Below are 21,725 nucleotides of genomic sequence, written 5' to 3'. Positions count from 1 at the left end.
TGTCCGCAGTGGCGACCTGCGTCGGTACGCCGTTGTCGGACAGCAGCGCCGGTCGCTTGCCCTGCAGCGCGTTGTCGTTGATCAGCAGCATCTCGGGTGTCTCCAGGAAAAAGTCGATGTCATCTCAATGCCTCCGATGCGACTTGGCGAGACCGTCGGCGTGGCGCGCTTCGAGCCAGAACTTCAGCAGCAGCGTCACCAGCGCCAGCCCCGCCAGCAGCGACGACACCGCGAACGCGGCGGTGCTGTCGAATTCGTTGTAGAGGATCTCGATGTGCAGCGGCAGGGTGTTGGTGAGGCCGCGGATGTGGCCCGAGACCACCGACACCGCGCCGAACTCGCCCATCGCGCGCGCGCCGCACAGCAGCACGCCGTACAACAGGCCCCACTTGATGTTGGGCAGGGTCACCCGGAAGAACATCGTCCACGCATTCGCGCCGAGCGAACGCGCCACCACTTCCTCCTCGCTGCCCTGCTGCTGCATCAGCGGCACCAGCTCGCGCACCACGAACGGGAAGGTGATGAACAGCGTCGCCAGCACGATGCCCGGGCGCGCGAACAGGATCTTGATCTCGTGCTCGCGCAGGAAGTCGGCGAACCAGCCCTGCGAGCCGAACAGCAGCACCAGGCACAGGCCGGCGACCACCGGCGAGACCGCGAACGGCAGGTCGACCAGTGCCAGCAGCGCGCGCTTGCCGGGGAACTCGAAGCGGGTCAGCGACCAAGCCGCGAACACGCCGAACACGGCGTTGACCGGGATCACGATCGCCGCGGTCAGCAGGGTCAGCTTCAGCGCCGAGATCGCGTCGGGCGTGACCAGCGCCGCCCACCAGGTGGCGAAGCCCTTGCCGAAGGCCGAGACCAGCACCATCAGCAGCGGCAGCACCACCAGCAGCGCCATCACCAGCACCGCGCTGCCGATCAGCGTCCAGCGCAGCCAGGGCGGCGTCTGCAGTCCGTGCGCCGATTGCGTGTCAGCCATCGCGGCGGCTCCTGCGTTCGTGGCGGAAGGCCAGCGGGATCAGGTTGATCACCAGCAGGCACAGGAACGAGGCGGCCAGCATCAGCGCAGCGAGCGCGATGGCGCCGTTGTAATCGTATTCCTCCAGCCGGATGGTGATCAGCAGCGGCGCGATCTCGGTCCGGTAGGGCTTGTTGCCGGCGATGAAGATCACCGAACCGTATTCGCCCAGCGCGCGCGCGAAGGCGAGCGAGAAGCCGGTGAGCAGCGCCGGCAGCAACTCCGGCAGCACCACCCGGCGCAGCGTGGTGAAGCGCGAGGCGCCGAGCGAGGCCGCCGCCTGTTCCTGGTCGTGGCCGAGTGTTTCCAGGATCGGCTGCACCGTGCGCACCGCGAACGGCAGGCCGATGAACACCAGCGCGATCACGATGCCGGTCAGCTGGTAGGTCACCTGGATGCCGCGCGGCTCCAGATACTGGCCGATCCAGCCGTTGGGCGCGTAGATCGCGGTCAGCGCGATGCCGGCCACCGCGGTCGGCAGCGCGAACGGCAGGTCGACCAGCGCGTCGAGCAGGCGCCGGCCGGGGAAGCGGTAGCGCACCAGCACCCAGGCTACCAGCGCGCCGGCGAAGAGCGCGACCAGCGCGGAGACGAAGGCGGCGCCGAAGCTGACCTTCAGCGCCGCCTGCACACGCGGGTCGTTGAGCGCGCGCAGCCAGCCGGCGCTGCCGAGCCCGGCGGCGCGGAAGGTCAGCGCCGCCAGCGGCAGCAGCACGACCACGCCCAGCCAGGCCATGCCCAGGCCCAGGCTCAGTCCGAACCCCGGCAGCGGGCGGCGCCACCGCGGACGCGAGAGTGAGGGAAGTGCGAGTGTGCTCATCGGCTCAAGTAGATGGATTGACGTTGTCCGTCATCCCCGCGCAGGCGGGGATCCAGCGTCTTCGGGCCTCCGCGAGCAAAGACACTGGATTCCCGCCTGCGCGGGAATGACGGTAGTTGCTGGCTCGCCGCCGATGAATCACTTCGGCTGGTAGATCTGGTCGAAGAAGCCGCCGTCGGAGAAGTGCAACTGCTGCGCCTTGGCCCAGCCGCCGAACGCGCCGTCGATGGTCACCAGCGGGATCGGCTTGAAGTGCGCGATCGCCGCGGCGGGCACCGATTCCGGCCGCGACGGGCGGTAGTGGTGCTTGGCGGCGAGGCGCTGGCCTTCGGGCGTGTACAGGTATTGCAGGTAGGCCTCGGCGACCTTCTGCGTGCCGTGCCTGGCCACGTTGGCGTCGACGATCGCGACCGGCGGCTCGGCCAGGATGCTGATGCTCGGGTAGACGATCTCGAACTTGTCGCGGATCGCGCGGTCGCCCAGGGTCAGCAGCGCCTCGTTCTCCCAGGCCAGCAGCATGTCGCCGATGCCGCGCTCGACGAAGGTGGTGGTCGAGCCGCGTGCGCCGGTGTCGAGCACCGGCACGTTGCCGAACACCTTCTTCAGGTAGTCGACCACGGCATCGCCCTTGCGGTACTCGCGCGAGGCCCAGGCCCAGGCGGCGAGGTAGTTCCAGCGCGCGCCGCCCGAGGTCTTCGGATTGGGCGTGATCACGCCGACGCCGGGCTTGGCGAGATCGCCCCAGTCCACGATCTGCTTCGGGTTGCCCTTGCGCACCAGGAACACGATGGTCGAGGTGTAGGGCGAGCTGTTGTTCGGGAAGCGCTTCTGCCAGTCCTTCGGCAGCAGTGATGAGTTCTCGGCGATGGCGTCGATGTCGCCCGACAGCGCGAGCGTGACCACGTCCGCCTCCAGTCCGTCGATCACCGAGCGCGCCTGCTTGCCCGAGCCGCCGTGCGAGGCGCGGATGGTCAGGGTCTGCCCGGTGTCGGCTTTCCACTTCTTCGCGAAGGCGTCGTTGAACTCGGAATAGAGTTCGCGGGTCGGGTCGTAGGAGACGTTGAGCAGTTCGACGTTCTGCGCCGAAGCAGTACCGGCGGCGGCCGCGAGCGCGAGGATCAGGGCGCCGAAGGCGAGTCTGGCTTTGCTGTTCATGAGGGTCTGCCTTGTATGGGGGGAGGTCAGAAGGAGAACTGCGCGCGCGTGAAGAAGGTCTTCTCGTCCTCGCGCGGGCCGCTTGGGGAACCGCCGTCGAAGTCGGCCTGGGCGTAGTTTGCGACGAGCTTCAGGTGGCCGGTCAGGTACCAGTTCAGGCCCAGGGCCCAGGACGTCGCTTCGGTGGCGGAGGCGCCGGCATCGGCGAACACCGGGAAGGCGCGGTCGTCGACGTCGAGTCGGCCATAGCGCGCGACCAGTTCGAATGCGCCCCAGCCGCCGTCGCCGGGTGCGAAGGGGTTGTTGGGCTTGACCCCGCGGTAGCTGGCCTTCTCGCCGGTCAGTACCCAACTGCCGACCAGCTGCCACGCACTGTGCTCGAGCGAGGCGCGGGTGGAGGTCGCGGTGTCGACCAGTGCCTGCTTCGAGCGGATGTACTCGCCGAGCAGGCCGACCGGCCCGGCGTACCAGTACGCCTGCGGCGACCAGCGCGAGTGTTCGCCGTCGGCGGCGACGCTGGCGCGGTAGCTGAAGAACGTCGCCTGGCCCTGGGTGCGGTAGCGCGGCAGGAAGCTGTTGCCGGCGCCGGTCTTGTCGCCGGTGCTGCCGGCGATGCCGAAGCCCAGCCCGGACAGCGCGCCGTCGCCGCCCTTCCACGGTTCGAAGAACAGCCGGCCGGCGAACTCGAAGTCGTCGTCGGGGTTGGTGGTGGGGCTGTCGCGGCCGTCCGGCGCGCCGTTGTAGACGCCGGCGACGTAGTTCACCTTCGACGAGGCCAGCGCGCCCTGCAGCTGCACGCCGAGTTCGCGGTTGGGCGCCAGTTCGGTCGGGAAACCGCGTTCGATCAGCGCGGTCGCCGCGCCGCCCTGCAGCCGCTCCAGCGCGATCGGTCCCTTCACCTTGCCCGCGCGCACGGTCGCCGCCGGGCTGAACTTCAGGTCGACGTAGGCGTCGACGATCGAGGCGCTGTCGCCGGCGAATTCGGGCGTGATGCGGAAGCCGACCAGGTCGCCCCAGCTGCCCTCCAGGGTCGGGCGGATGCGGCGCCAGAGGAAGGTGTCGTTCTGCGGACGGGCATCGTCGTCGATGAAGACGCGGTGGTCGGCCTGCGCCAGGACGCCGAGCTTGAGCTGGACCTTGCCGTCGGCGCTCCTGATCGAGGCGCCCTTGTCGGCGGCGAGGGTGACCTCCGGGCCGGGCTTGATCTGCGGCGCGGGCGCGGCGGCGACCGCGGTCTGGCGGTCGCGTTCGTCGAGGCCGAGTTCGATCGCGCGCAGGCGACGGTCGAGTTCGGCGAGGTCGGCCCGGGCCGCGCCCTCGGTCGGCGCGATGCCGAGCCGGCGTTCGACGATGCGCAGGCGCTCGGCGATGTCCCCGGGCGTGGGCGCGGCGTCCTGCGCCGCGGCGGTGGCCGACAGCAGCGCGAGGCTCAGCGCGAGCGCGCCGCGTCGTGGCCAGGCCCTGGTCGGTGTCGGTGGGGAAGGTTCGAACAATCGCATGGCGTTTCCTCGTGTGTCGCTGGGGAAGCGCCTCCGGTCGTCCGGTCGGCACCGTGGAAGGGAATGGTGGGAGTCTGCGGGGACGGCATCAGTCGCCGAGCCGCAGTTTCTGGCTGCGCGTGATCTGCACGATCCGCGACGAGTGCACGATCACCTCGACCTGGCCATAGGCGAGGTCGCGGACCGCGTCGAGCACGGCGCGTTCGGCGTCATTGATCGGTGGCCCGCCGCCCGGATCGTCGGCGACGGGCGGCGGGGGTTCGGTGACGGGATGTCGGCTCATGGCGTCGATGCCCGGGAAGGGGAGGGTCAGGCCGCGTCGCGCTCGCCGTCGAGGCTCGCCAGCCAGTCGTCGTCGGAGCCTTCGTTGACGCCGGCGAACAGCACCGTCGACAGGTAGCGCTCACCGGTGTCGGGCAGGGTCGCCAGCAGCACCGAGCCTTCCGGCGCATCGGCGGCGACCTTCAGCGCCGCGGCGACGGTCGCGCCCGAGGAGATGCCGACGAACACGCCTTCCTCGGCGGCGAGCCGGCGCGCGCTCTCCAGTGCTTCATCGTCGCTCACGTTCACCAGTTCGTCGTGCACGGTGCGGCTGAGCACTTCCGGCAGGAAGTCCGGCGTCCAGCCCTGGATCTTGTGCGGCGCCCAGTCCTTGCCGCCGAGCAGCGAGGCGCCGCCCGGTTCGGTGGCGATGACCTTGACCTCCGGGCGGGCGACCTTGAGCACCTCGCCCACGCCGGTGAGCGTGCCGCCGGTGCCCCAGCCGCTGACGAAGTAGTCCAGGCGCCGGCCGGCGAAATCGCGCAGGATTTCCGCCGCCGTGGTCTGGCGGTGGTAGGCCGGGTTGGCCGGGTTGGTGAACTGCGAGGCGAGGAACCAGCCGTGTTTCTCCGCCAGTTCCTTCGCCTTCTTCACCATGCCGGTGCCGCGCTCGGCGGCGGCGGTGAGGATCACCTTGGCGCCGTAGGCGCGCATCAGCTTGCGGCGCTCGATCGAGAAGGTCTCGGTCATCACCGCGACGAACTTGTAGCCGCGCGCCGCCGCCACCTGCGCCAGCGCGACGCCGGTGTTGCCGCTGGTCGCCTCGACGATGGTGTCGCCGGGCCTGAGCAGGCCGCGCTTCTCGGCATCGAGCACGATGGCGATGGCGAGGCGATCCTTGACCGAGCCGCCGGGGTTGAACGATTCGGCCTTCGCGTACAGCGTGACGTGCTTCGGCGCGATGCGGTGCAGCCTGACGATCGGGGTGTTGCCGATGGTGTCGAGGATGTTGTCGTAGATGGCCATGGATACCTCGATGCGGGATGGAAGGGAATCAGGCGGCGTGCGCCAGCGGCACGGCATCGCCGAGCGGCGCGGCGCCGAACCAGTGCAGGGTGGTGGCGAGCGCGGCGACTTCGCCGACGATCAGCAGGGCAGGCGACTGTACGGCGTGCAGCCGCGCCAGGTGTGACAAATCGGTAAGCGTTCCGTTGACGACGCGTTGCTCGGGGCGCGAGCCGTTCTCGACCAGTGCGAACGGCGTGCCGGGGCTGCGCCCGTGGGCGATGAGCTGCGCCTGCACGACGTCCAGCCGCGCCACGCCCATGTAGAAGGCGAGGGTCTGCCGCTCCTGCGCCAGCGCCGGCCAGTCGAGCGTGTCGAGCGAGTCCTTCGCGTGCGCGGTGACCAGTCGCACCGACTGCGCGTGGTCGCGATGGGTCAGCGGGATGCCGGCGTAGGCCGCGCAGGCGGCGGCCGCGGTGATGCCGGGCACGACCTCGTAGTCGATGCCGGCCGCGCGCAGCACTTCCAGTTCCTCGCCGCCGCGGCCGAAGACGAAGGGATCGCCGCCCTTGAGCCGCACCACGCGCCGGCCGGCCGACGCGAGTTCGACCAGCAGGGCGTTGGTCTGTTCCTGCGGCGTGGCGTGGTCGCCGGCGCGCTTGCCGACGCTGATGCGCGTCGCGTCGCGGCGCGCGAGCTGCAGCACCTCGGCGCTGACCAGGCTGTCGTGCAGGATCACGTCGGCCTCGCCCAGCAGGCGCAGCGCGCGCAGGGTCAGCAGGCCGGCGTCGCCGGGGCCGGCGCCGACCAGGGCGACGTGGCCGCGCGCGGCGGCGGCATCGCCGTCGGGCTTCAGCGCCAGGTCGAAGGCGCGCTCGGCCTCGATGTGCCGGTGGCGGCGCAGCAGGCCCTGCAGCGGGCCGGCGAGCAGGCGCTCGAGGGCGCGGCGTCGCCGGGCGAGGTCGGGCCAGCGCGCGCGGACGCGCTCGCGATGGCGCGAGAGCAGCGTCGCCAGCGCGCCGAAGGATTCGTCGAACTGCGTCTCCAGCCGCTCGCGCACCAGCCGCGCCAGCATCGGCGCGCCGCCGCCGCTGGAAATCGCGATCTGCAGCGGGCCGCGCTCGACCCGCGCCGGCAGGTGCACGCGCGCCAGTTCGGCATCGTCGACGACGTTCACCCAGACGCGTCGCGCCTCGCCGGCCTCGGCGACGGCGCGGTTGATCGCGGCATCGTCGGTCGCGGCGATGGCGAGCCAGGCCTCGTCCAGCCAGCGCGGGTCGAAGCGGCCTTCGACATGTTCCAGCCCGCCGTCGGCAGCCAGCTGCGCCAGCGCGGGATCAAGCGCGGGCGCGCCGACCACGATCCGCGCCCCGGTCCCGCGCAGCGCCTCGACCTTGCGCGCGGCCACCGCGCCGCCGCCCACGACCACGACGGTCCGGCCGCGCAGGTCGGCGAACAGCGCGAACAGGCGATCGGCGGCAGCGGGGCTGGGCATCGGCACGGAAGCGGGCGGGTCGGGAGGCTGACGCTAGCGATTCGCAGGCCGCTGTTGGAAATGGCGACCCTTCCTGCGCTTATGCTCCAAAGGCATAAGCGGCCGCGGACGCGCGTGGACAGGCCCCGCGGGCGTCGCTATGATCGCAAAATCCATCTTTCCATCATGATGAAAGGATGAAGTTGCGGCGGAAACCAACGTCGCGCGGACCCCGGCATGACCCTGACCCAGCTGCGCTACCTCGTCGCGATCGCCGATTCCGGGCTGAACATCACGCTCGCGGCCGAGCGCGTGCACGCCACCCAGCCGGGCCTGTCGAAGCAGCTCAAGCAGCTGGAGGACGAACTCGGCTTCCAGCTGTTCGTGCGCCGCGGCCGCAGCCTGGAGGGCATCGCCCCGGCCGGCGAGCGGGTGCTGGAGCACGCGCGCAGGATCCTGGCCGAGGCCGCCAACATCCGCAGCTACGCCGCCAACGAGCGCGGCGAATACAGCGGCCGCCTGCTGCTGGCCACCACCCACACCCAGGCGCGCTACGTGCTGCCGCCGGTGATCGCCGCGATCAAGCGCGAGTTCCCGCAGGTCAACGTCGACCTGCAGGCGGCCGGCGACGCCGAGGTCCTGCACCAGCTCGTGCACGAGGGCGCCGACCTCGCCCTGATCAGCACCGCCGGCAGCACGCCCACGGGCGGACTCGCGGTGCCGCTGTACCGCTGGCGGCGCGTGCTGCTGGTGCCCAGGGCGCATCCGCTGGCCGCGCTGCAGCGCGCGCCGACGCTGGCCGAACTCGCGCAGCACCCGCTGATCAGCTACGAGTCCTCGACCCGCGCGGACTCGTCGATGCGTCGTGCCTTCACCAGCGCCGGGGTCGAGCCGCAGGTGGCGATGACCGCGCGCGACGCCAACCTCATCAAGACCTACGTGCGCGCCGGCCTCGGCGCCGGGCTGCTGGCGGAGATGGCGATCGGGCTGCGCGAGGACGAGGATCTGCGCATCCTCGAAGCCCCGGCGCAGATTCCCGAGTGCATCACCTGGGCGGTGGTCCCGCGCGGCCGCGTGCTGCGCGAATACGCGCTGGCGCTGCTGCACGGCATCGCGCCGCAGCTCGACCGTCGCGACCTGCGCCGCGTGCTCGAAGGCAACCTCGACGCCGACTGGCCCACCCCGCCGACCTGGCGCGAGCTGAGCCAGCCGATCACCATCTGAAGGCGTTCAGTCGCGCACGGTGGAGATGTAGGCGCCGGTGCTGACCACCTGGAAGGTGTCGTTGTCCACGCGCCGCACCGGCGTGCCGTCGTCGAGCGAGTACACCAGGCGCGCCGTGCCGTGCTCGGGGCCTGGCTCGTCCTCGTGCGCGGATTCGACGCGCTGGATCACCTTGTGGCGGTTGCCGGCTTCGTCCTGGGCATACAGGGTCTGGGTCATGCCGTGGCCTCCGTGGGAAGGTGGCGCAACGCTAGCGCCGCGCCGGAAGGATCGCGTGAAAAAAGCACGACTACGGCGTTAAGGATTCTCTGAACAATGCGGGATTGTCATTCCGAGCGCAGCGAGAAGCGCTTTACAACAGCGAAGCGGGTCAATCTCGAAAAATCCAGGCGTGGATTTCCCACTGCGCTCGAAATGACACATTCGGGACGATCCTGATACCGCCTTCAGGGCAGCGCATGCCGTGCGCGGATCGCCTGCAGGCGTTCGCGGTAGTACAGCGCGTCGGCGGGTTCGATCGACGGATGCGCGGACAGCCAGTCGCCGGCTTCGCGCAGCAGCGTGGCCTTGTCGGCTTCGGGGGCTTCGAGCGCGGTGTCGATGCGGTCGAGCTGGATCAGTACGTCCTGGCGGGTGGGCTTCATGGCGCCTCCTCCTGTTGGAGAAGGCACCACGCTAACCGCTGCCGCGTCGTGGCGGCGTCGTGGCCGGCGGCAGACGCCTACGGCGTCGCCGCACCCTTGCCGACGGAGGAGGCCTCCGCATCGCCGCGGTACACCGCGTCGCGGAAGCGCTTGTGCAGGTCGGTGCCGCCGGGCGGGATGTACTGGGTGAACAGCACCGCAACCAGTTCGTGCTTCGGGTCCACCCAGAACAGCGTGTTGGCGTAGCCGTCCCAGAAGAACTCGCCGACCGCGCCCGAGGCTTCGCCCTCGTTCGCCGGCGGCGAGTGGCGCACCGCGAAATCGATACCGAAGCCGACCTGGCCCTTGCCCGGCAGCCAGGAGCGGTCGGTGATGTCCGGCGACAGCGCGTCGGTCGCCATCAGTTTCACAGTTTCCGGCTGCAGCACGCGCACGCCGTCCAGTTCGCCGCCGCCGAGCAGCATCCGCCCGAAGCGCAGGTAGTCGTCCAGCGTCGAGACCAGGCCGTAGCCGCCGGGCGCCATCGTCCACTGTTTGTAGGCGTTGTCGAGCGCGGGATCGTCCGGCAGCCGGGTGAGCGTGCCGTCGGCGGACTGGTACATCGCGGCCATGCGCCCGCGCCGGTCTTCCGGCACGAAGTACGCGGTCTCGCGCATCTGCAGCGGATCGAGCACGCGCTCGCGCACCAGTTGCTCGAACGGCTTGCCGGCGAGCACTTCGGCCAGCCGCGCCTGCACGTCCACCGAGATGCCGTACAGCCAGCGCGTGCCCGGCTGGTAGGCGAGCGGCACGCGCGCCAGGCGTTCGGACATCTGCGCCAGGGTGAGGTTGCGATCGTCGACCTTGGCGTCGCGGTAGAGTCCGGCGACCGGGGTCTGCTCGAACGCCGCGGCGAATCCGGCGGTGTGGCGCAGGATGTCCTGGACCAGGATCGGCCGCTCCGGCGCGACCAGCAGCGGCTTGCCCGACGCGTCCTCGCCCGCGTACACGCGCACGTCGGCGTACTCGGGCAGGTGTTTTGCGAGCGGATCGTCGAGCCTGAACCTGCCTTCGTCGTACAGCGACATCAGCACCACGCCGGTCACCGGCTTGGTCATCGAATAGACCTGGGCGAGGGTGTCGCGCGCCATCGGCCGGTTGGCCTCGCGATCGGCCATGCCGAACGCGCCGAAATAGGCCTCGCGCCCGCGCTCGTACACCAGCGCCGACACGCCGACCGTCTTGCCGTCGTCGACGATCGACTGCAGTACTTCATCAATATGCGCCGAATCGACCAGCGGCGCGGCGTTCGTCGCCGTTGCGGCGTCGGCTGCGGGCGCGGCATCGGCCTGCGCCGGTGGCGGTGCGGGCTGGCACGCGGCCAGCAGCAGGCCGAGTCCGGCCGCGAGGTAAGACTTCATGCGATGGGCTCCGAAGGGGTTGTCCGGCGACGGCCGGATCGTTGCGTGCGAGGGGCGGCGGAAGTATGCACAGACGCGCGCGTCGGCTCCCGCTGCAGCGCAGCGGATGGGTGCATTCGCAACCATTCCGGAGCGTGCTGCGTGCCGATGCCGCAATCCCGATGCCGCCCGCATTTGTAGGAGCGGCTTCAGCCGCGACCGCTTGCCCGACTCGACAACGCCCGGTCGCGGCTGAAGCCGCTCCTACGGAAGATGGGGCAATAATGCAGCTGCGCGACGCGCGTCGCGTGTCGTCCATCGCGCACGAGGCGTTCGTCATGGCAAAGTCCCGCCGTCGTTTTCCGGCGCAGACCGCGGCGACCCTCGCGGCCGCGCCCTTCATCAGCACCACCGCCACCCGCGCGAAGGCGCAGGCCTCGCGCAGGCTCGGCGTCGCGCTGTGCGGGCTGGGCAGCCTCAGCGAGCACCAGATCGCGCCGGCATTGCAGAAGACGCGGCACTGCCGTCTCGCCGGCCTGGTCAGCGGCACGCCGGCCAGCGTGGCGAAGTTCCAGGCGAAGTACGGCGTGCCCGATCGCAGCGTCTACGGCTACGACGACATGCAGCGCATGGCCGACAACCCCGACATCGACATCGTCTACGTGGTCACGCCCAACGCGCTGCACGCCGAGCACACGATCCGCGCCGCGCGGGCCGGCAAGCACGTGTTCTGCGAGAAGCCGCTGGAGATCTCGGTCGAGCGCTGCCAGTCGATGATCGACGCCTGCCGCTACGCCGGCCGCCTGCTCGGCACCGGCTACCGCTGCCAGTACGATCCGCACCACCTCGAATGCATCCGCCTCGTGCGCGAGCGCGTGTTCGGCGCGCCGGTGATCCTGCAGGCCGGCTTCGCGATCGACGTCGGCCGGCCCGACCAGTGGCGCCTGCAGCACGCGCTGGCCGGCGGCGGCGCGCTGATGGACGTGGGCATCTACGCGCTGAAGGCCACGCGTTACCTGACCGGCGAGGAGCCGGTCGTGGTCAGCGCGCTGGAGACGAAGACCGACCCGGTGAAGTTCGCCGAGGTCGACGAGTCGATGGCCTGGACCATGCGCTTCCCGGGCGGTGCGATCGCCCACTGCAGCACCAGCTATCGCATCGACGGCATCCGGAACCTGCGCGTGGACGCCGAACGCGGCTGGTTCGAACTCGATCCGGCGTACTTCTACGACGGCAACCACGGCCGCCGCAGCGACGGCATCGAGATCCGCCATCCGGCCATCGACCTGTTCGCCGCGGAGCTCGACGACTTCGCGCAGTGCATCCTCGAGCAGCGGCCGAGCAAGGTGTCGGGCGAGGAAGGCCTGCGCGACGTGCGCATCCTGCAGGCGATCTACGAATCGGCGCGCACGGGCAGGGCGGTCGAGATCGGCGGGTGATGCGCTTGCGCCCTGGTCGCGCCTGAAGGCGCTCCTACAGGGACATCCGCGCCTGCAGGAGCGCCTTCAGGCGCGACCGGGGATCACGACGCCGCTTCGGGCAGCGCACGACCCTCCGGCAGCGGCTCGGTCGACAGCACCACGCGGTTGCGGCCACGCAGCTTGGCCGCGTACAGGGCGCGGTCGGCCTTGAGCACCAGCAGGTGCGCGCGCGGCTCGTGCTCCGGGAAGCCGGACACGCCGATCGACAGCGTGGTCCGCATCGTGCGCCCGTCCGCGACCACGCGCAGCGATTCGAAGGTCGCGCGCAGTTCCTCGGCCAGCGTCGCCGCCTCGGCGACGGTGACGCCCGGCAGCATCAGCAGGAATTCCTCGCCGCCGTAGCGGCAGGCGATCACGCCGGTTTCGCGCACGCGGCTGCGCAACAGTTCCGCCAGCTGGCGGATCATCTCGTCGCCGGCCGGATGGCCGTAGGTGTCGTTGACCTGCTTGAAGCGGTCGATGTCGATCAGCACCAGCGCCAGCGGCCTGCCCGCGCCGGCGCAGGCGGCCAGTTCGCGCTCCAGCGCCTCGTCGAGGAAGCGCCGGTTGTGCAGGCCGGTCAGCGGATCGCGCTGCGCCTGTTCCTGCAGCAGCGCCTGCAGCTTGGTGATCTCGGCCAGCTGTTCGCCCAGCTGCCGGCGGCTGCTGTGCAGCGAGACGCCGCGGCGATAGGCGTCGTTGGCGAAGAACAGCAGGTACGCCGTCAGCAGGACGATGCACAGCAGGCTGGTGGCCAGCTCGGTCTGCGGCCGGAACGACACGTCCTGCAGCAGCGCCACCGCGGCCATGCCGCCGGCGAGCGCGGCCATGCCCTTCCACAGTCCCGGCATGCCCATGAAGATGATCACGTTCAGGCATACGCCGACGAACAGCATGAAGGAGATCCACAGCGGGAATCCCCACGCCGCCATCCACGCGCCCAGCAGCACGCCGTCGATCAGCAGGTTGTTCAGTTCCGCGCGCAGCGGATCGGCCGAACGCGCCGCGCGCCAGTAGACCAGCTGCGGATACACCAGCAGCTGCAGCGCCAGCAGCGTCCACATCAGCGGACCGGCGCCGATGGACAGCAGGTGGGTGCCCAGCACCAGGAAACCGAGCGCAAAGAACAGCGACCGGTTGCGCCGGTTCAGCCTGACCACCCAATGGAGACCGCTCTCCGCCAACGCCCTTCCCCCTGATTCACCGTCGTTCGACCGGCGAAACGCGCGGATGTTCCGTGCCGGCGCCATTCTACCGGTGCGCCGGCAGGGGGGGCATGGGTGCGAGCCATCGGACGCATGGATCGCTTATGGTGTGCCCCGCAGACCACGCCGGTCCGGGAGCCCCGCATGCGCATCGCCTTCCATCCCCGTGTCGCACCGGTGGCGCTGGCCGCGCTGCTGGCCTGCGCGCCCGCCGCGGCCACGCCGACGGTGCCCGAGCCGATGTGGGAAACCGGTGGCTTCAGTGCGCCGGAATCGGTGGTGTTCGACCGCGCGCGCGAGCGCTTCTACGTCTCCAACATGGGCAGCCGGGGCGAGGGCGCCACGCCGGGCGACGGTTTCATCAGCCTGCTCGACGCCGACGGCAAGGTGCTCGAGCGCGAATGGATCACCGGGCTGGAGAATCCGAAAGGCCTCGCGCTCGCCAACGGCCGCCTGTACGTCGGCGACGACGATGCGCTGGTGGAGATCGACCTCGAGGCGGCGCGGATCGCCGCCCGTCATCGACCCGACGACGGTCCCGGGGAGTTCAACGACTGCACGGCCGACGCAGACGGCAATGTCTACGTCTTCAGCCGCCGGCTCGACACCGTGTTCCGCCTCTCCGATGGCCGCTTCGAGCCCTGGGCGAAGGTGGACACGGACATCACCGGCAAACCCAACGGCCTGCGCGCCGAGGCCGGCCGGCTGCTGATGGGCAGCTGGGTGGTGCCGGGCGCCGACGGCGGCGAGGACCGGCTCGGCCACCTGTCCACCGTGGATTTCGCGGACCGTTCGGTCGGCCGCATCGGCACCGCGCCGATCGGCCACATCGACGGCATCGAACCCGACGGCCGCGGCGGCTACACCATCACCGACTGGACCCGTGGCGAAGTGCTGCGGGTGAGCGCCGACGGCGTCGCCACGCCGCTGCTGACCCTGAGCAAGGGCGCGGCCGATCATCTTTATCTGGTCGACGAACGGTTGCTCGTCGTCCCGCAGTTGCTCGACGACGTGGTGCGCGCCTATCGCTGGGCGCCGCCGGAAGACGTCGCGCCGGCGGAGGAATGAGCGGCTGCGGCAGATAACGCAGGGCGGGGCCCGCACGCGGGCGTCCCCTACGCCTCCAGGCGCGCGACGCCCTCCTGCGACTTCGATCGCCTGCCGCCGCTTGCGACGCGGGACAGGCTACTCGCCGTCGCGCTTCGCCTCCGCCTCCGCCTGCCGGTCGCGCACCCAGCGCATCTGGTTGCGGAAGGTGTCGGTCCAGTAGACGTCGCGGTGCTGCGCAAGATGGTCGAGCAGCTGCCCATGCGCTTCGTTCGACACCGACAGGTGATCGCCGCCGATGCCGTGGAAGGTGAAGTTGATCATCGTGCCCAGGCGCCCCGCCTCTTCCACCAGCGCGATCAGTTCCGCGCCCGAGGCGTCCACCGGCACCGTGACCGGGACCGCCATGCGGTCCAGCGTCCACATGTCCGGGACGGCCGCGCCGCCGACCAGCTTGATGCCGAGGAACTGGTCCTTCACCGCATCGATGTAGCGGCCGTCCTTCGCCATCTGGTCGCCGCATGGCGCGGTGAAGGTGAACTCGGTGCTGCCGTCGATCGCGTGCAGCATCGCGTTGGCCACCGACACCTGCGCGCGCATCTGCGCGACGGTGGTGGCGTCGAGATCCTGTTCCGGCTGCACCCAGGCGCGGTCCGGGCCCTTCGCCGAGCACTGGTGGAACAGGCTGTGGTTGCCGAGCTCGTGGCCGTTGCGCGCGGCCGCGCGCCAATCCTCGACGCGTTCGCGCACCGTGTCCGCAGCCATGATCAGGTAGAACGTGCCCTTGAGCCCGCGTCGGTCCAGCGCCAGGATGGCGTTGTCCAGCTGCGAGGGCACCGCGTCGTCGTAGGACAGGCTCACCGCCGCGCGCGCGCCGTTCGGCCAGGCGAACGCGGGTTCCTGCGCCAGCGCCAGCGCCGGCGACAGGCAGGCGATGCACAGCAGGCCCTGCCTGAGTCGATTCCACATCCGCCTTCTCCCGTTTCGTTCGGCCAGGGAGGATTATTCATGAAAGGCGGGAGGTGCGCTGCGATCGCGCGGGAGGCGGTTTCGTGGAGCCGTCCGGCGACCATCGGGTCGCGCGCCCGGCCGAGTGCAACCGCCGCGTCACGAAGGCGACCGAGAATGAAGTGGTCCGGCGCGCGGATGCCGATGTTGTCCGCGTTCCCGGAGTCCGCGGCGCGACCGTTTCCACGAGTCTCCGCGTGCAACCAGAGGAAGCTGCAGGTGCCCCGTGACACAGGGAACGACGCACATTGAAGTGTGGCCCGACGGCGAAGGCGGCTGGACCGTGACCCGCGACCGCATCGTCGATGGCTGCTTCAACGAGATGATGGCCGCGAACGACTACGCCAGCGCCTGCGCCCGTCGCGCGCAGCGCGCGGGACTGGTGGTCACCTTGCGCACGCTGAGGTGGGAGCCATCGCCCAGCGCCGCGGCGTAAGCGCACGCCGCGCCGGGATCGTTCCGTTGTGCCCCTGCTTGCGCGGGCCGCGCGAAACATGGACCCTTCCCCCATTTTTCGCGCCCATGCCCACCGACCATCGCCGCCCGCAGCAGCTCGCCACGCGCGCTGCCTTCTTCGTTCCCGGTTTCGTCATCGCCGCGTGGGCGCCGCTGGTGCCGTTCGCGAAGATCCGCGGTGGACTCGACGACGCGGCGCTGGGCGTGCTGCTGCTGTGCCTCGGGCTGGGTTCGCTGGTGGCGATGCCGCTCGCCGGCGCGCTGGCCGCGCGGCTCGGCTGCCGTCGGGTGATGCTGGGATCGGTCGCGCTGATGCTGGCGACGCTGCCGCTGCTGGCGTTGCTGTCCAGCCCGTGGCTGCTGGGCGCGGCGCTGCTGCTGTTCGGCGCGTCGATCGGCGCGATGGACTGCACGATGAACATCCAGGCCGTCGTCGTCGAGCGCGAATCCGGCCGGCCGATGATGTCGGGCTTCCACGCCTTCTACAGCATCGGCAGCCTGGCCGGCGCCACCGGCGCGACGCTGCTGCTGAGCACGGGCACCGCGATCGTGGCGGTGACGCTGGTCGTCGCCGCGCTTGCGCTGCTGGTCACTGCGCTGTCGGCCGGCGCGTGGCGCGCGGATCGCGCGCCGCGCGACGCGGCGGTGTTCGCGTTGCCCAGGGGCGTGGTGGTCGCGATCGGCACGGTCTGCTTCATCAGCTTCCTCGCCGAAGGCGCGATGCTCGACTGGAGCGCCGTCTTCCTCCACGAGGCCAAGGGCGTCGACGTCGAACGCGCCGGCTGGGGCTTCGTCGCCTTCAACCTGGCGATGACGGCGACGCGGCTGGTGGGCGACCGCGCGGTCGCGCGGCTGGGGCGGGCGAGGGCGGTGCTGGCGGGCGGGCTCACCGGCGGCATCGGCCTGGCCGTCGCCACGTCGGCGCCGGGGCTGGAAGCCGGCCTCGCCGGCTACGCCCTGCTCGGCGTGGGCTGCGCCAACATCGTCCCGGTGATGTTCTCGCTTGCCGGCGAGCAGACGCGCATGCCCGAACGCCTCGCGATTCCCGCGGTCACCACGATGGGCTATGCCGGCGTGCTCGCCGGCCCGGCCCTGATCGGCTTCGTCGCGCAGGGCGCGTCGCTCTCCATTGCCTTCGTGCTGGTGTCCGTGGCGCTGGTGGCCGCATCGGTGCTCGGCGCCGCGATCCGCATCGGGCCGGGCGATTGATCCGGCCCCTTCCGTAGGCGCGGCTCCGGCCGCGACCGGCATCGACGTTGGAGGGAGGTCGCGCCTGAAGGCGCTTCTGCGGGCGGTCGACCGGAGATGTTTTCCTGCGCGGGAAGGAAGTGGACCCTGCCGCCGATGTCCGCCGTCGCACGTCCGCCGCGTTCGACCCAGTGCAGGGGATCCATCGCGGGCGACAGCCGCCGACAGCCCTGCCGCCTGCCGTTCATGACGGAGGCGTTATGAAGAGATTCCTTCTGTTCGCGTGCGTGCTGCCGATCGCGCTGGCCGGCTGCTGCAGGCCCGAGGTCATCGGCAGCGTGCCCAACACCCTGCGCCCGCAGGAAACCAACAACTGGTGCTGGGCCGCGACCACGCAGATGCTGGCGCAGCACCACGGCATCGCGGTCAACCAGTGCGACCTGGCCAACCATCGTTTCGGCAAGAGCAACTGCTGCAACCTGCAGAACACCGGGCAGCCGTGCCCCAAGACCAGCGACTGCAACACGCCGGGCTGGCCGGAGCTGGACCACGTCGGCCTGACGTTCGACGAAACCGGCACCGCGCTGTCGTGGGACGCCATGCGCCGGCAGATCTACTGCGCGAAGAAGCCGATGGGCTACGCCTACGGCACCAGCGGCGTGGTCGGCCACGTGCTGGTGGTGAAGGGCTACATCACCGTCGGCGGCACCAACTACCTGGTGCTCAACGATCCCTGGGCGCCGTGCTCCGGGCAGGAGCGGCTGATCACCTACGACGAATACGCCGATCCGGCCGGGACCTCGACGCACTGGACGACGTTCTACAACACCGCGAAGAAATCCTAGGAGGCACGCCCATGAAAGCGTCCATCACCACAGCGCCCGGCCTGGCCGCCGCGGCATTGGTACTCTGCTGCGCGGCCTCGTGCACGGGGAGCAGGGACATGAACCAGGACAACCCGACGCAGCGTTTCGGCACGTCCGCCGAAGCCGTCGAGCAGGGCAAGCGCGACCTGCAGGAAGCGCTGCGCCTCAATCCCGCCATCAACCTGGGCGTGGACGAGGCGCAGGTGGGCAAGTCGAGCGCCGGCCAGGCGCTCGCCGTCACCGAAGTCGACTTCCAGAAGCTGCTGTCCACCGAAGGCGCCGTCAGCCTGGCGTCGCTCGCCGGCGCCAGCCGCGGCAACACGACGCCGCTGCTGGACGACGGGCGTGTCATCAGCCTCGTCGAGACCAGCAGCGATGCCGGCGGCTGGAAGGTGTCCGCGATCGGCAACCAGGCGGTCCGGGAAGAGCTGAACCAGATCAGGGCGACGCCCTACGGCGGTGGCGAGCTGGCGTACTTCGAGGTTCCCAACCTCGATGCGCGCATCTACGCGACCACGCTCGAGGACGGCAGCACCGGCTACCTGACCGGCTACGACGGATTCTCGCTGCGGCAGCCCGTCGCCATCGAGGAACTGCTCCCGCGCCTGCGCCGCGATGCGCTGGAGTTCCAGGAGCGCCACGGCGAGGAGCTCAAGCGCGGCAAGCTGGTGAGGTAGGCCGGACAGTTGCCGGCGGCACACGTCCCTTCCCCCGCAAGCGGGGGAAGGACGCGTCCGCGGAGAGAGGGACACACCGACCGCGCCTTCGGGCGCAACGGTGCGTCGCAAGTGTCCGATCAGCACGGACATCTGCACCGGGCCCGCGGCCTTGCCCGGCAGCAACGGCCGGCGAACCTCGATCGCCAATCGCATCCTCTATACTCCCGCCCGACGCGCGGACGACAGGGGATCCCCGCGCGCCGGTTCGCCATCGAATGGATTCTCGACATCGACAGAAGGAGCTGATGCATGAACCGTGCACGGGCATTTGCCGCAATACTGTTGCTCGCCACCGCCGCGCCGTTGCTGGCCGCGAAGAAGCAGGAAACCGCCACGCCCTGCGAACAGAACTTCAGCGTCGACGGCTCCTTCGGCGCCGGCAAGGTCTACGCCACCGAGGCCGACGTGCCGGGCGTCGCCTACCTGCCCGCGCTCCATCGCGTCAGGGACAAGATCGCGGAGCAGGGCCTGGACATCGTCGCGGTCCAGGAAAAGAACGGCTACATCCGTGCCGCCAATCCGGTGAAGGGTGGCGCGGGCGGCACCGCGAACGCGCCGCTGCGCGTGTACGTCAAGCCGCTGGAAGCGGGCGGGGTCAATGTCTCCCTGCAGTTCACCATCGCCGGTGGCCAGATGGCCAGCAAGAAGACCGTGATGGGTTACATGTGCGAGATCGTCGGCGCGGCCGAGGGGCCGGCGGCGGCTGCCGCCGCGGAGTAAGCCGAAGCCTGGGCCAAGGTCGACTTCCCGCCGGCGGGAAGTCGATCCTGGCCCCGATGTTGATCAGGCCTTCCTGCGCCCCGGCCACCACGCCATGCCGAGCCCGGCGATGGCCCAGCCGATCACGTGGTCGAGCGCGGCGAACGCCAGCGGGAACAGGTACCCGTTCATGGGAACCACGCTGGCATGCTTCGGAGCGGGCAGAGAACCCTGCCGCCGTTCTGGCGTCCATTGGCTGCCGGGTCGCGATTTCCATGGTGGCGGGCCATGGCCGTGCCGCCGTTCCGGCTACGTAATGCCTCCAGATGGCTGCCCAGGAAGGTGGCCTGCCCATGATCCTGCAACGCCCGGCGGCACTCGATCCTGCCAGTGATCGCGATGCTGGACGTCGCATGACGGAAGAGGACATCCATGGTGGCCCCATCGCTTCCGCGCGTGGCCGGACAACGTAGCCGGCGGCGAAACCGGTTCTTCGTCTGGACGGCGGTCGCGATGCTGGTCGTGGTCGCACTGGGCTTCGGCAAGAGCTTCTACCTGCGCCCGGTGTTTTCCGATACGCCGTTGCCGACCTATCTCGCCGTCCATGGGATCGTCATGACGGCGTGGTACCTGCTGTTCCTCGCGCAGGCGCTGCTGGCGGGCTCGGGTCGCATCGACCTGCATCGCCGGCTCGGGATCGCCGGCGTGGCGCTGGCCGCCGCGGTGGTGGCCACGGGCGCGCTCGTCCACCTGCGGCTGATCCCGCGGATGCAGGCGCTGGGCCGGATTGCCTCCCCGGAAGACCTCGCGTTCGCCATCGACTTCGCGCTGCAAGGCCTGGCGTCACTGGCCCCTTTCGTGGTCCTGATCGCGCTTGCGGTGTGGTGGCGACGCCGGCCCGCCGTGCACAAGCGGCTGATGTTCTGGGCGATGGCCTGGACGCTCGGCCCCGCGTTCACCAACACCCGGCCACTGGGCCAGTTCCTCGATTCGCTGGTCGTGCCTTACCTTCCGTTCTTTCCCGCCGACCTGTTCTGGCTTGTCGCGCTGCTGGCGTACGACTGGACCACGACGCGGCGCATCCATCCGGCGACCTGGCTCGGGTTCCTGCTGCTGGCGCTCTACTTCCTGTTCGCCATGCCATGGATCGCCGGCAACGCAACGCTGCAGGCGTGGCTGAAGGCGTGCCTGGGTCTCACGGGCTGAAACGGTGGAGAAGAAACACGACCCTGACTCCGGGGTTCGCCGCCTCGGGCGTGGCGTTACCGCGCGCCGCCCTCCACCCGGAACGGAATATTGGCGTAGGCGGCATGGCCATGTCCGTCTCGCACCTCCACGAACAGGCGATAGTGTCCGGGCCTGTCGGGAGCGGTGAAGCGCAGGCGTCCGTCGACCGACGGCTGCGCATGCAACGCCACCCGCGCCGGCACCGATTCCGGATCGCCGCCGATCGAGGTGGCGGTACTTTCCTCCAGCGCATACCAGTGCCACTGCAGGGCATCGCCGTCGGCATCGTCCGCGATGGCCGCCGCCTCGTGCGCGCTGCCCGGCGCGAGTACGACGCTCGCGGTGGCGCCATTGCCGTCGATCGTGACCGGCGCGATCGACGGCGCGCGGTTGTCCGGCCAGCGGCCGGTCCACAGGAACTGCATCGCATCGACCGCCGGCGTGGACTCGCCGGTCGGCAGGAACAGGCCGTACCAGGTCGGCGTGCGCTCCTGCTTGTTGCCCCACAGGAACACGTACGAGCCCAGTCCCTGCCGCGTGTCGGCGGCGATGACGTCGCGGTAGCGCTGTTCGAACAGGGCCGCCTTGCGCGAGGCGTCGTCCTCCACCGGCGCGCCCCAGGCGGTGAGCGGGCTCTCCCAGTGCCCGGTCGGCCCCCACTCGGTGACGACGTAGGGGCCGGTCCAGTCGGCCTCGCGCAGTTTGGCCGGCAGTTCGCCCAGGTCGCCGTACAGCTGCACGCCGATCAGGTCCAGCGACGGCGCGCGCGCCTTGATCCGGTCGATCAACGCACGGTCGAAGCCGGCCAGCGGCGTCATCACCGGATGGTTCGGATCCTCGGCGTGGATCATCTCGGCGATCGCGCCGACCGCATCCCACACCTTTGGATTGCTGGACTCCAGGTTCAGCTCATTGCCGACCAGCCACATCAGCACGGCAGGATGGTCGCGGTAGAGCCGCACCTCCTCGCGCAGCCGCGCCAGCTGCGCGGCGACCGCCTCCGGATCGTCGTAGTCGAAGCCGTGGCGCTCCTTGCCCACCGCCAGGCCCATCGCGACCGTCAGCCCGTTGCGCCGCGCGCGGTCGAGCATCGCGCGCACCTGCGCCACGTCGGTGCCGGTGCTCCAGGTACGGAACGAATTGCCGCCGCGCGCCGCAAGCTGTTCCAGATCGCCTTCGGCCGAACCGGCGCCGCGAACGTAGTAGGGCTGGCCGTCCACCTGCAGGCGCCAGGCGCCGTCCTCCTGCACGATGCGCACCTGCGACGGACCCGCGGCCTTCGCGTCGTCCGCGGCCTGCGCGGACGCCACGCACGATCCCAGTGCCAGCAGGCACGCCATCACCGTACGCATGTTTCCTCCGGGGAGC

At 70.3% G+C, this 21,725-nt stretch carries 22 protein-coding genes; 9 read left to right on the top strand and 13 right to left on the bottom strand.

From position 1 onward, the window contains the following. Positions 1–124: 124 nt before the first annotated feature. The 7 genes from cysW to cysG form a co-directional block, all read right to left on the bottom strand. Positions 125–982, bottom strand: coding sequence for a sulfate ABC transporter permease subunit CysW (gene cysW, locus FQY83_RS12045; RefSeq protein WP_146388210.1), 858 nt, complete (start codon positions 980–982; stop codon positions 125–127). After that, entirely contained in the window at positions 975–1,841 is an 867-nt protein-coding gene (cysT, locus tag FQY83_RS12040) for a sulfate ABC transporter permease subunit CysT (RefSeq protein ID WP_146388209.1), read from the bottom strand. Before cysT ends, cysW begins: the two co-directional genes overlap by 8 nt. A 138-nt stretch (positions 1,842–1,979) precedes the next feature. Beyond that, positions 1,980–2,996 carry a sulfate ABC transporter substrate-binding protein gene (locus FQY83_RS12035; RefSeq protein WP_146388208.1) on the bottom strand — a complete coding sequence of 339 codons (1,017 nt, stop codon included), beginning with the start codon at positions 2,994–2,996 and terminating at the stop codon, positions 1,980–1,982. A 26-nt stretch (positions 2,997–3,022) separates the two neighbouring features. Next, the gene (locus FQY83_RS12030; protein WP_146388207.1) at positions 3,023–4,495 is read right to left on the bottom strand and encodes an OprO/OprP family phosphate-selective porin; all 1,473 of its coding nucleotides are present in this window, start codon (positions 4,493–4,495) and stop codon (positions 3,023–3,025) included. Between the two features lie 88 nt (positions 4,496–4,583). After that, a complete protein-coding gene (locus tag FQY83_RS12025; protein ID WP_146388206.1) occupies positions 4,584–4,778 on the bottom strand; it encodes a YezD family protein in 195 nt (64 codons plus the stop codon). Between the two features lie 26 nt (positions 4,779–4,804). Continuing rightward, positions 4,805–5,782, bottom strand: coding sequence for a cysteine synthase A (gene cysK, locus FQY83_RS12020; protein WP_146388205.1), 978 nt, complete (start codon positions 5,780–5,782; stop codon positions 4,805–4,807). Between the two features lie 28 nt (positions 5,783–5,810). Further along, complete coding sequence (gene cysG, locus FQY83_RS12015) at positions 5,811–7,256, bottom strand: siroheme synthase CysG (protein WP_146388204.1); 1,446 nt, start codon at positions 7,254–7,256, stop codon at positions 5,811–5,813. Positions 7,257–7,472: 216 nt separating this feature from the next. Here cysG and FQY83_RS12010 point away from each other — a divergent pair, with 216 nt between their 5' ends. Then, complete coding sequence (locus FQY83_RS12010; protein WP_146388203.1) at positions 7,473–8,459, top strand: LysR family transcriptional regulator; 987 nt, start codon at positions 7,473–7,475, stop codon at positions 8,457–8,459. Positions 8,460–8,465: 6 nt separating this feature from the next. On the opposite strand, the gene FQY83_RS12005 is transcribed toward FQY83_RS12010, so the two are convergent. From FQY83_RS12005 to FQY83_RS11995, 3 genes are all read right to left on the bottom strand, one after another. Beyond that, positions 8,466–8,678 carry a hypothetical protein gene (locus tag FQY83_RS12005; protein WP_146388202.1) on the bottom strand — a complete coding sequence of 71 codons (213 nt, stop codon included), beginning with the start codon at positions 8,676–8,678 and terminating at the stop codon, positions 8,466–8,468. Between the two features lie 227 nt (positions 8,679–8,905). Then, positions 8,906–9,103: a hypothetical protein gene (locus FQY83_RS12000; protein WP_146388201.1), complete on the bottom strand. Its 198-nt coding sequence runs from the start codon at positions 9,101–9,103 to the stop codon at positions 8,906–8,908. A gap of 77 nt (positions 9,104–9,180) precedes the next feature. Then, positions 9,181–10,503: a serine hydrolase domain-containing protein gene (locus tag FQY83_RS11995; protein ID WP_146388200.1), complete on the bottom strand. Its 1,323-nt coding sequence runs from the start codon at positions 10,501–10,503 to the stop codon at positions 9,181–9,183. A 317-nt stretch (positions 10,504–10,820) separates the two neighbouring features. Here FQY83_RS11995 and FQY83_RS11990 point away from each other — a divergent pair, with 317 nt between their 5' ends. Beyond that, positions 10,821–11,921, top strand: a complete 1,101-nt coding sequence (locus FQY83_RS11990; RefSeq protein ID WP_146388199.1) for a Gfo/Idh/MocA family protein — start codon at positions 10,821–10,823, stop codon at positions 11,919–11,921. Positions 11,922–12,004: 83 nt separating this feature from the next. On the opposite strand, the gene FQY83_RS11985 is transcribed toward FQY83_RS11990, so the two are convergent. Continuing rightward, the gene (locus FQY83_RS11985) at positions 12,005–13,102 is read right to left on the bottom strand and encodes a GGDEF domain-containing protein (RefSeq protein WP_202878186.1); all 1,098 of its coding nucleotides are present in this window, start codon (positions 13,100–13,102) and stop codon (positions 12,005–12,007) included. A gap of 189 nt (positions 13,103–13,291) precedes the next feature. On the opposite strand from FQY83_RS11985, the gene FQY83_RS11980 reads away from it, so the two are divergent. Continuing rightward, positions 13,292–14,215 (top strand): SMP-30/gluconolactonase/LRE family protein, encoded by a 924-nt coding sequence (locus tag FQY83_RS11980; RefSeq protein WP_146388198.1) that lies wholly within the window; start codon positions 13,292–13,294, stop codon positions 14,213–14,215. A gap of 117 nt (positions 14,216–14,332) precedes the next feature. On the opposite strand, the gene FQY83_RS11975 is transcribed toward FQY83_RS11980, so the two are convergent. Further along, positions 14,333–15,163: a polysaccharide deacetylase family protein gene (locus FQY83_RS11975; RefSeq protein ID WP_146388197.1), complete on the bottom strand. Its 831-nt coding sequence runs from the start codon at positions 15,161–15,163 to the stop codon at positions 14,333–14,335. Between the two features lie 265 nt (positions 15,164–15,428). Here FQY83_RS11975 and FQY83_RS11970 point away from each other — a divergent pair, with 265 nt between their 5' ends. The 6 genes from FQY83_RS11970 to FQY83_RS11945 all read left to right on the top strand — a co-directional run bounded on the left by FQY83_RS11970 (position 15,429) and on the right by FQY83_RS11945 (position 20,336). Further along, a complete protein-coding gene (locus FQY83_RS11970; protein WP_146388196.1) occupies positions 15,429–15,638 on the top strand; it encodes a hypothetical protein in 210 nt (69 codons plus the stop codon). 86 nt (positions 15,639–15,724) lie between these two features. Continuing rightward, on the top strand, positions 15,725–16,867 hold the full coding sequence (locus FQY83_RS11965; protein ID WP_146388195.1) for an MFS transporter: 1,143 nt from the start codon (positions 15,725–15,727) through the stop codon (positions 16,865–16,867). 239 nt (positions 16,868–17,106) lie between these two features. After that, positions 17,107–17,691 (top strand): C39 family peptidase, encoded by a 585-nt coding sequence (locus tag FQY83_RS11960; RefSeq protein WP_146388194.1) that lies wholly within the window; start codon positions 17,107–17,109, stop codon positions 17,689–17,691. Positions 17,692–17,789: 98 nt separating this feature from the next. Further along, on the top strand, positions 17,790–18,389 hold the full coding sequence (locus FQY83_RS11955; protein WP_146388193.1) for a hypothetical protein: 600 nt from the start codon (positions 17,790–17,792) through the stop codon (positions 18,387–18,389). A 291-nt stretch (positions 18,390–18,680) separates the two neighbouring features. After that, positions 18,681–19,151, top strand: a complete 471-nt coding sequence (locus FQY83_RS11950) for a hypothetical protein (RefSeq protein WP_146388192.1) — start codon at positions 18,681–18,683, stop codon at positions 19,149–19,151. A 435-nt stretch (positions 19,152–19,586) separates the two neighbouring features. Beyond that, a complete protein-coding gene (locus tag FQY83_RS11945) occupies positions 19,587–20,336 on the top strand; it encodes a hypothetical protein (RefSeq protein WP_158636494.1) in 750 nt (249 codons plus the stop codon). Positions 20,337–20,392: 56 nt separating this feature from the next. Here the strand turns inward: FQY83_RS11945 and FQY83_RS11940 are convergent, their stop codons facing one another. Further along, positions 20,393–21,709 carry a glycoside hydrolase family 2 TIM barrel-domain containing protein gene (locus FQY83_RS11940; protein WP_192906703.1) on the bottom strand — a complete coding sequence of 439 codons (1,317 nt, stop codon included), beginning with the start codon at positions 21,707–21,709 and terminating at the stop codon, positions 20,393–20,395. Positions 21,710–21,725 lie beyond the last annotated feature (16 nt).

Source organism: Luteimonas marina (assembly GCF_007859325.1).
GTDB classification, from domain to species: Bacteria; Pseudomonadota; Gammaproteobacteria; order Xanthomonadales; family Xanthomonadaceae; genus Luteimonas; species Luteimonas marina.
The sequence above is the reverse complement of the archived record's forward strand: the minus strand, read 5'-3'. Positions and strand labels throughout refer to the sequence as shown.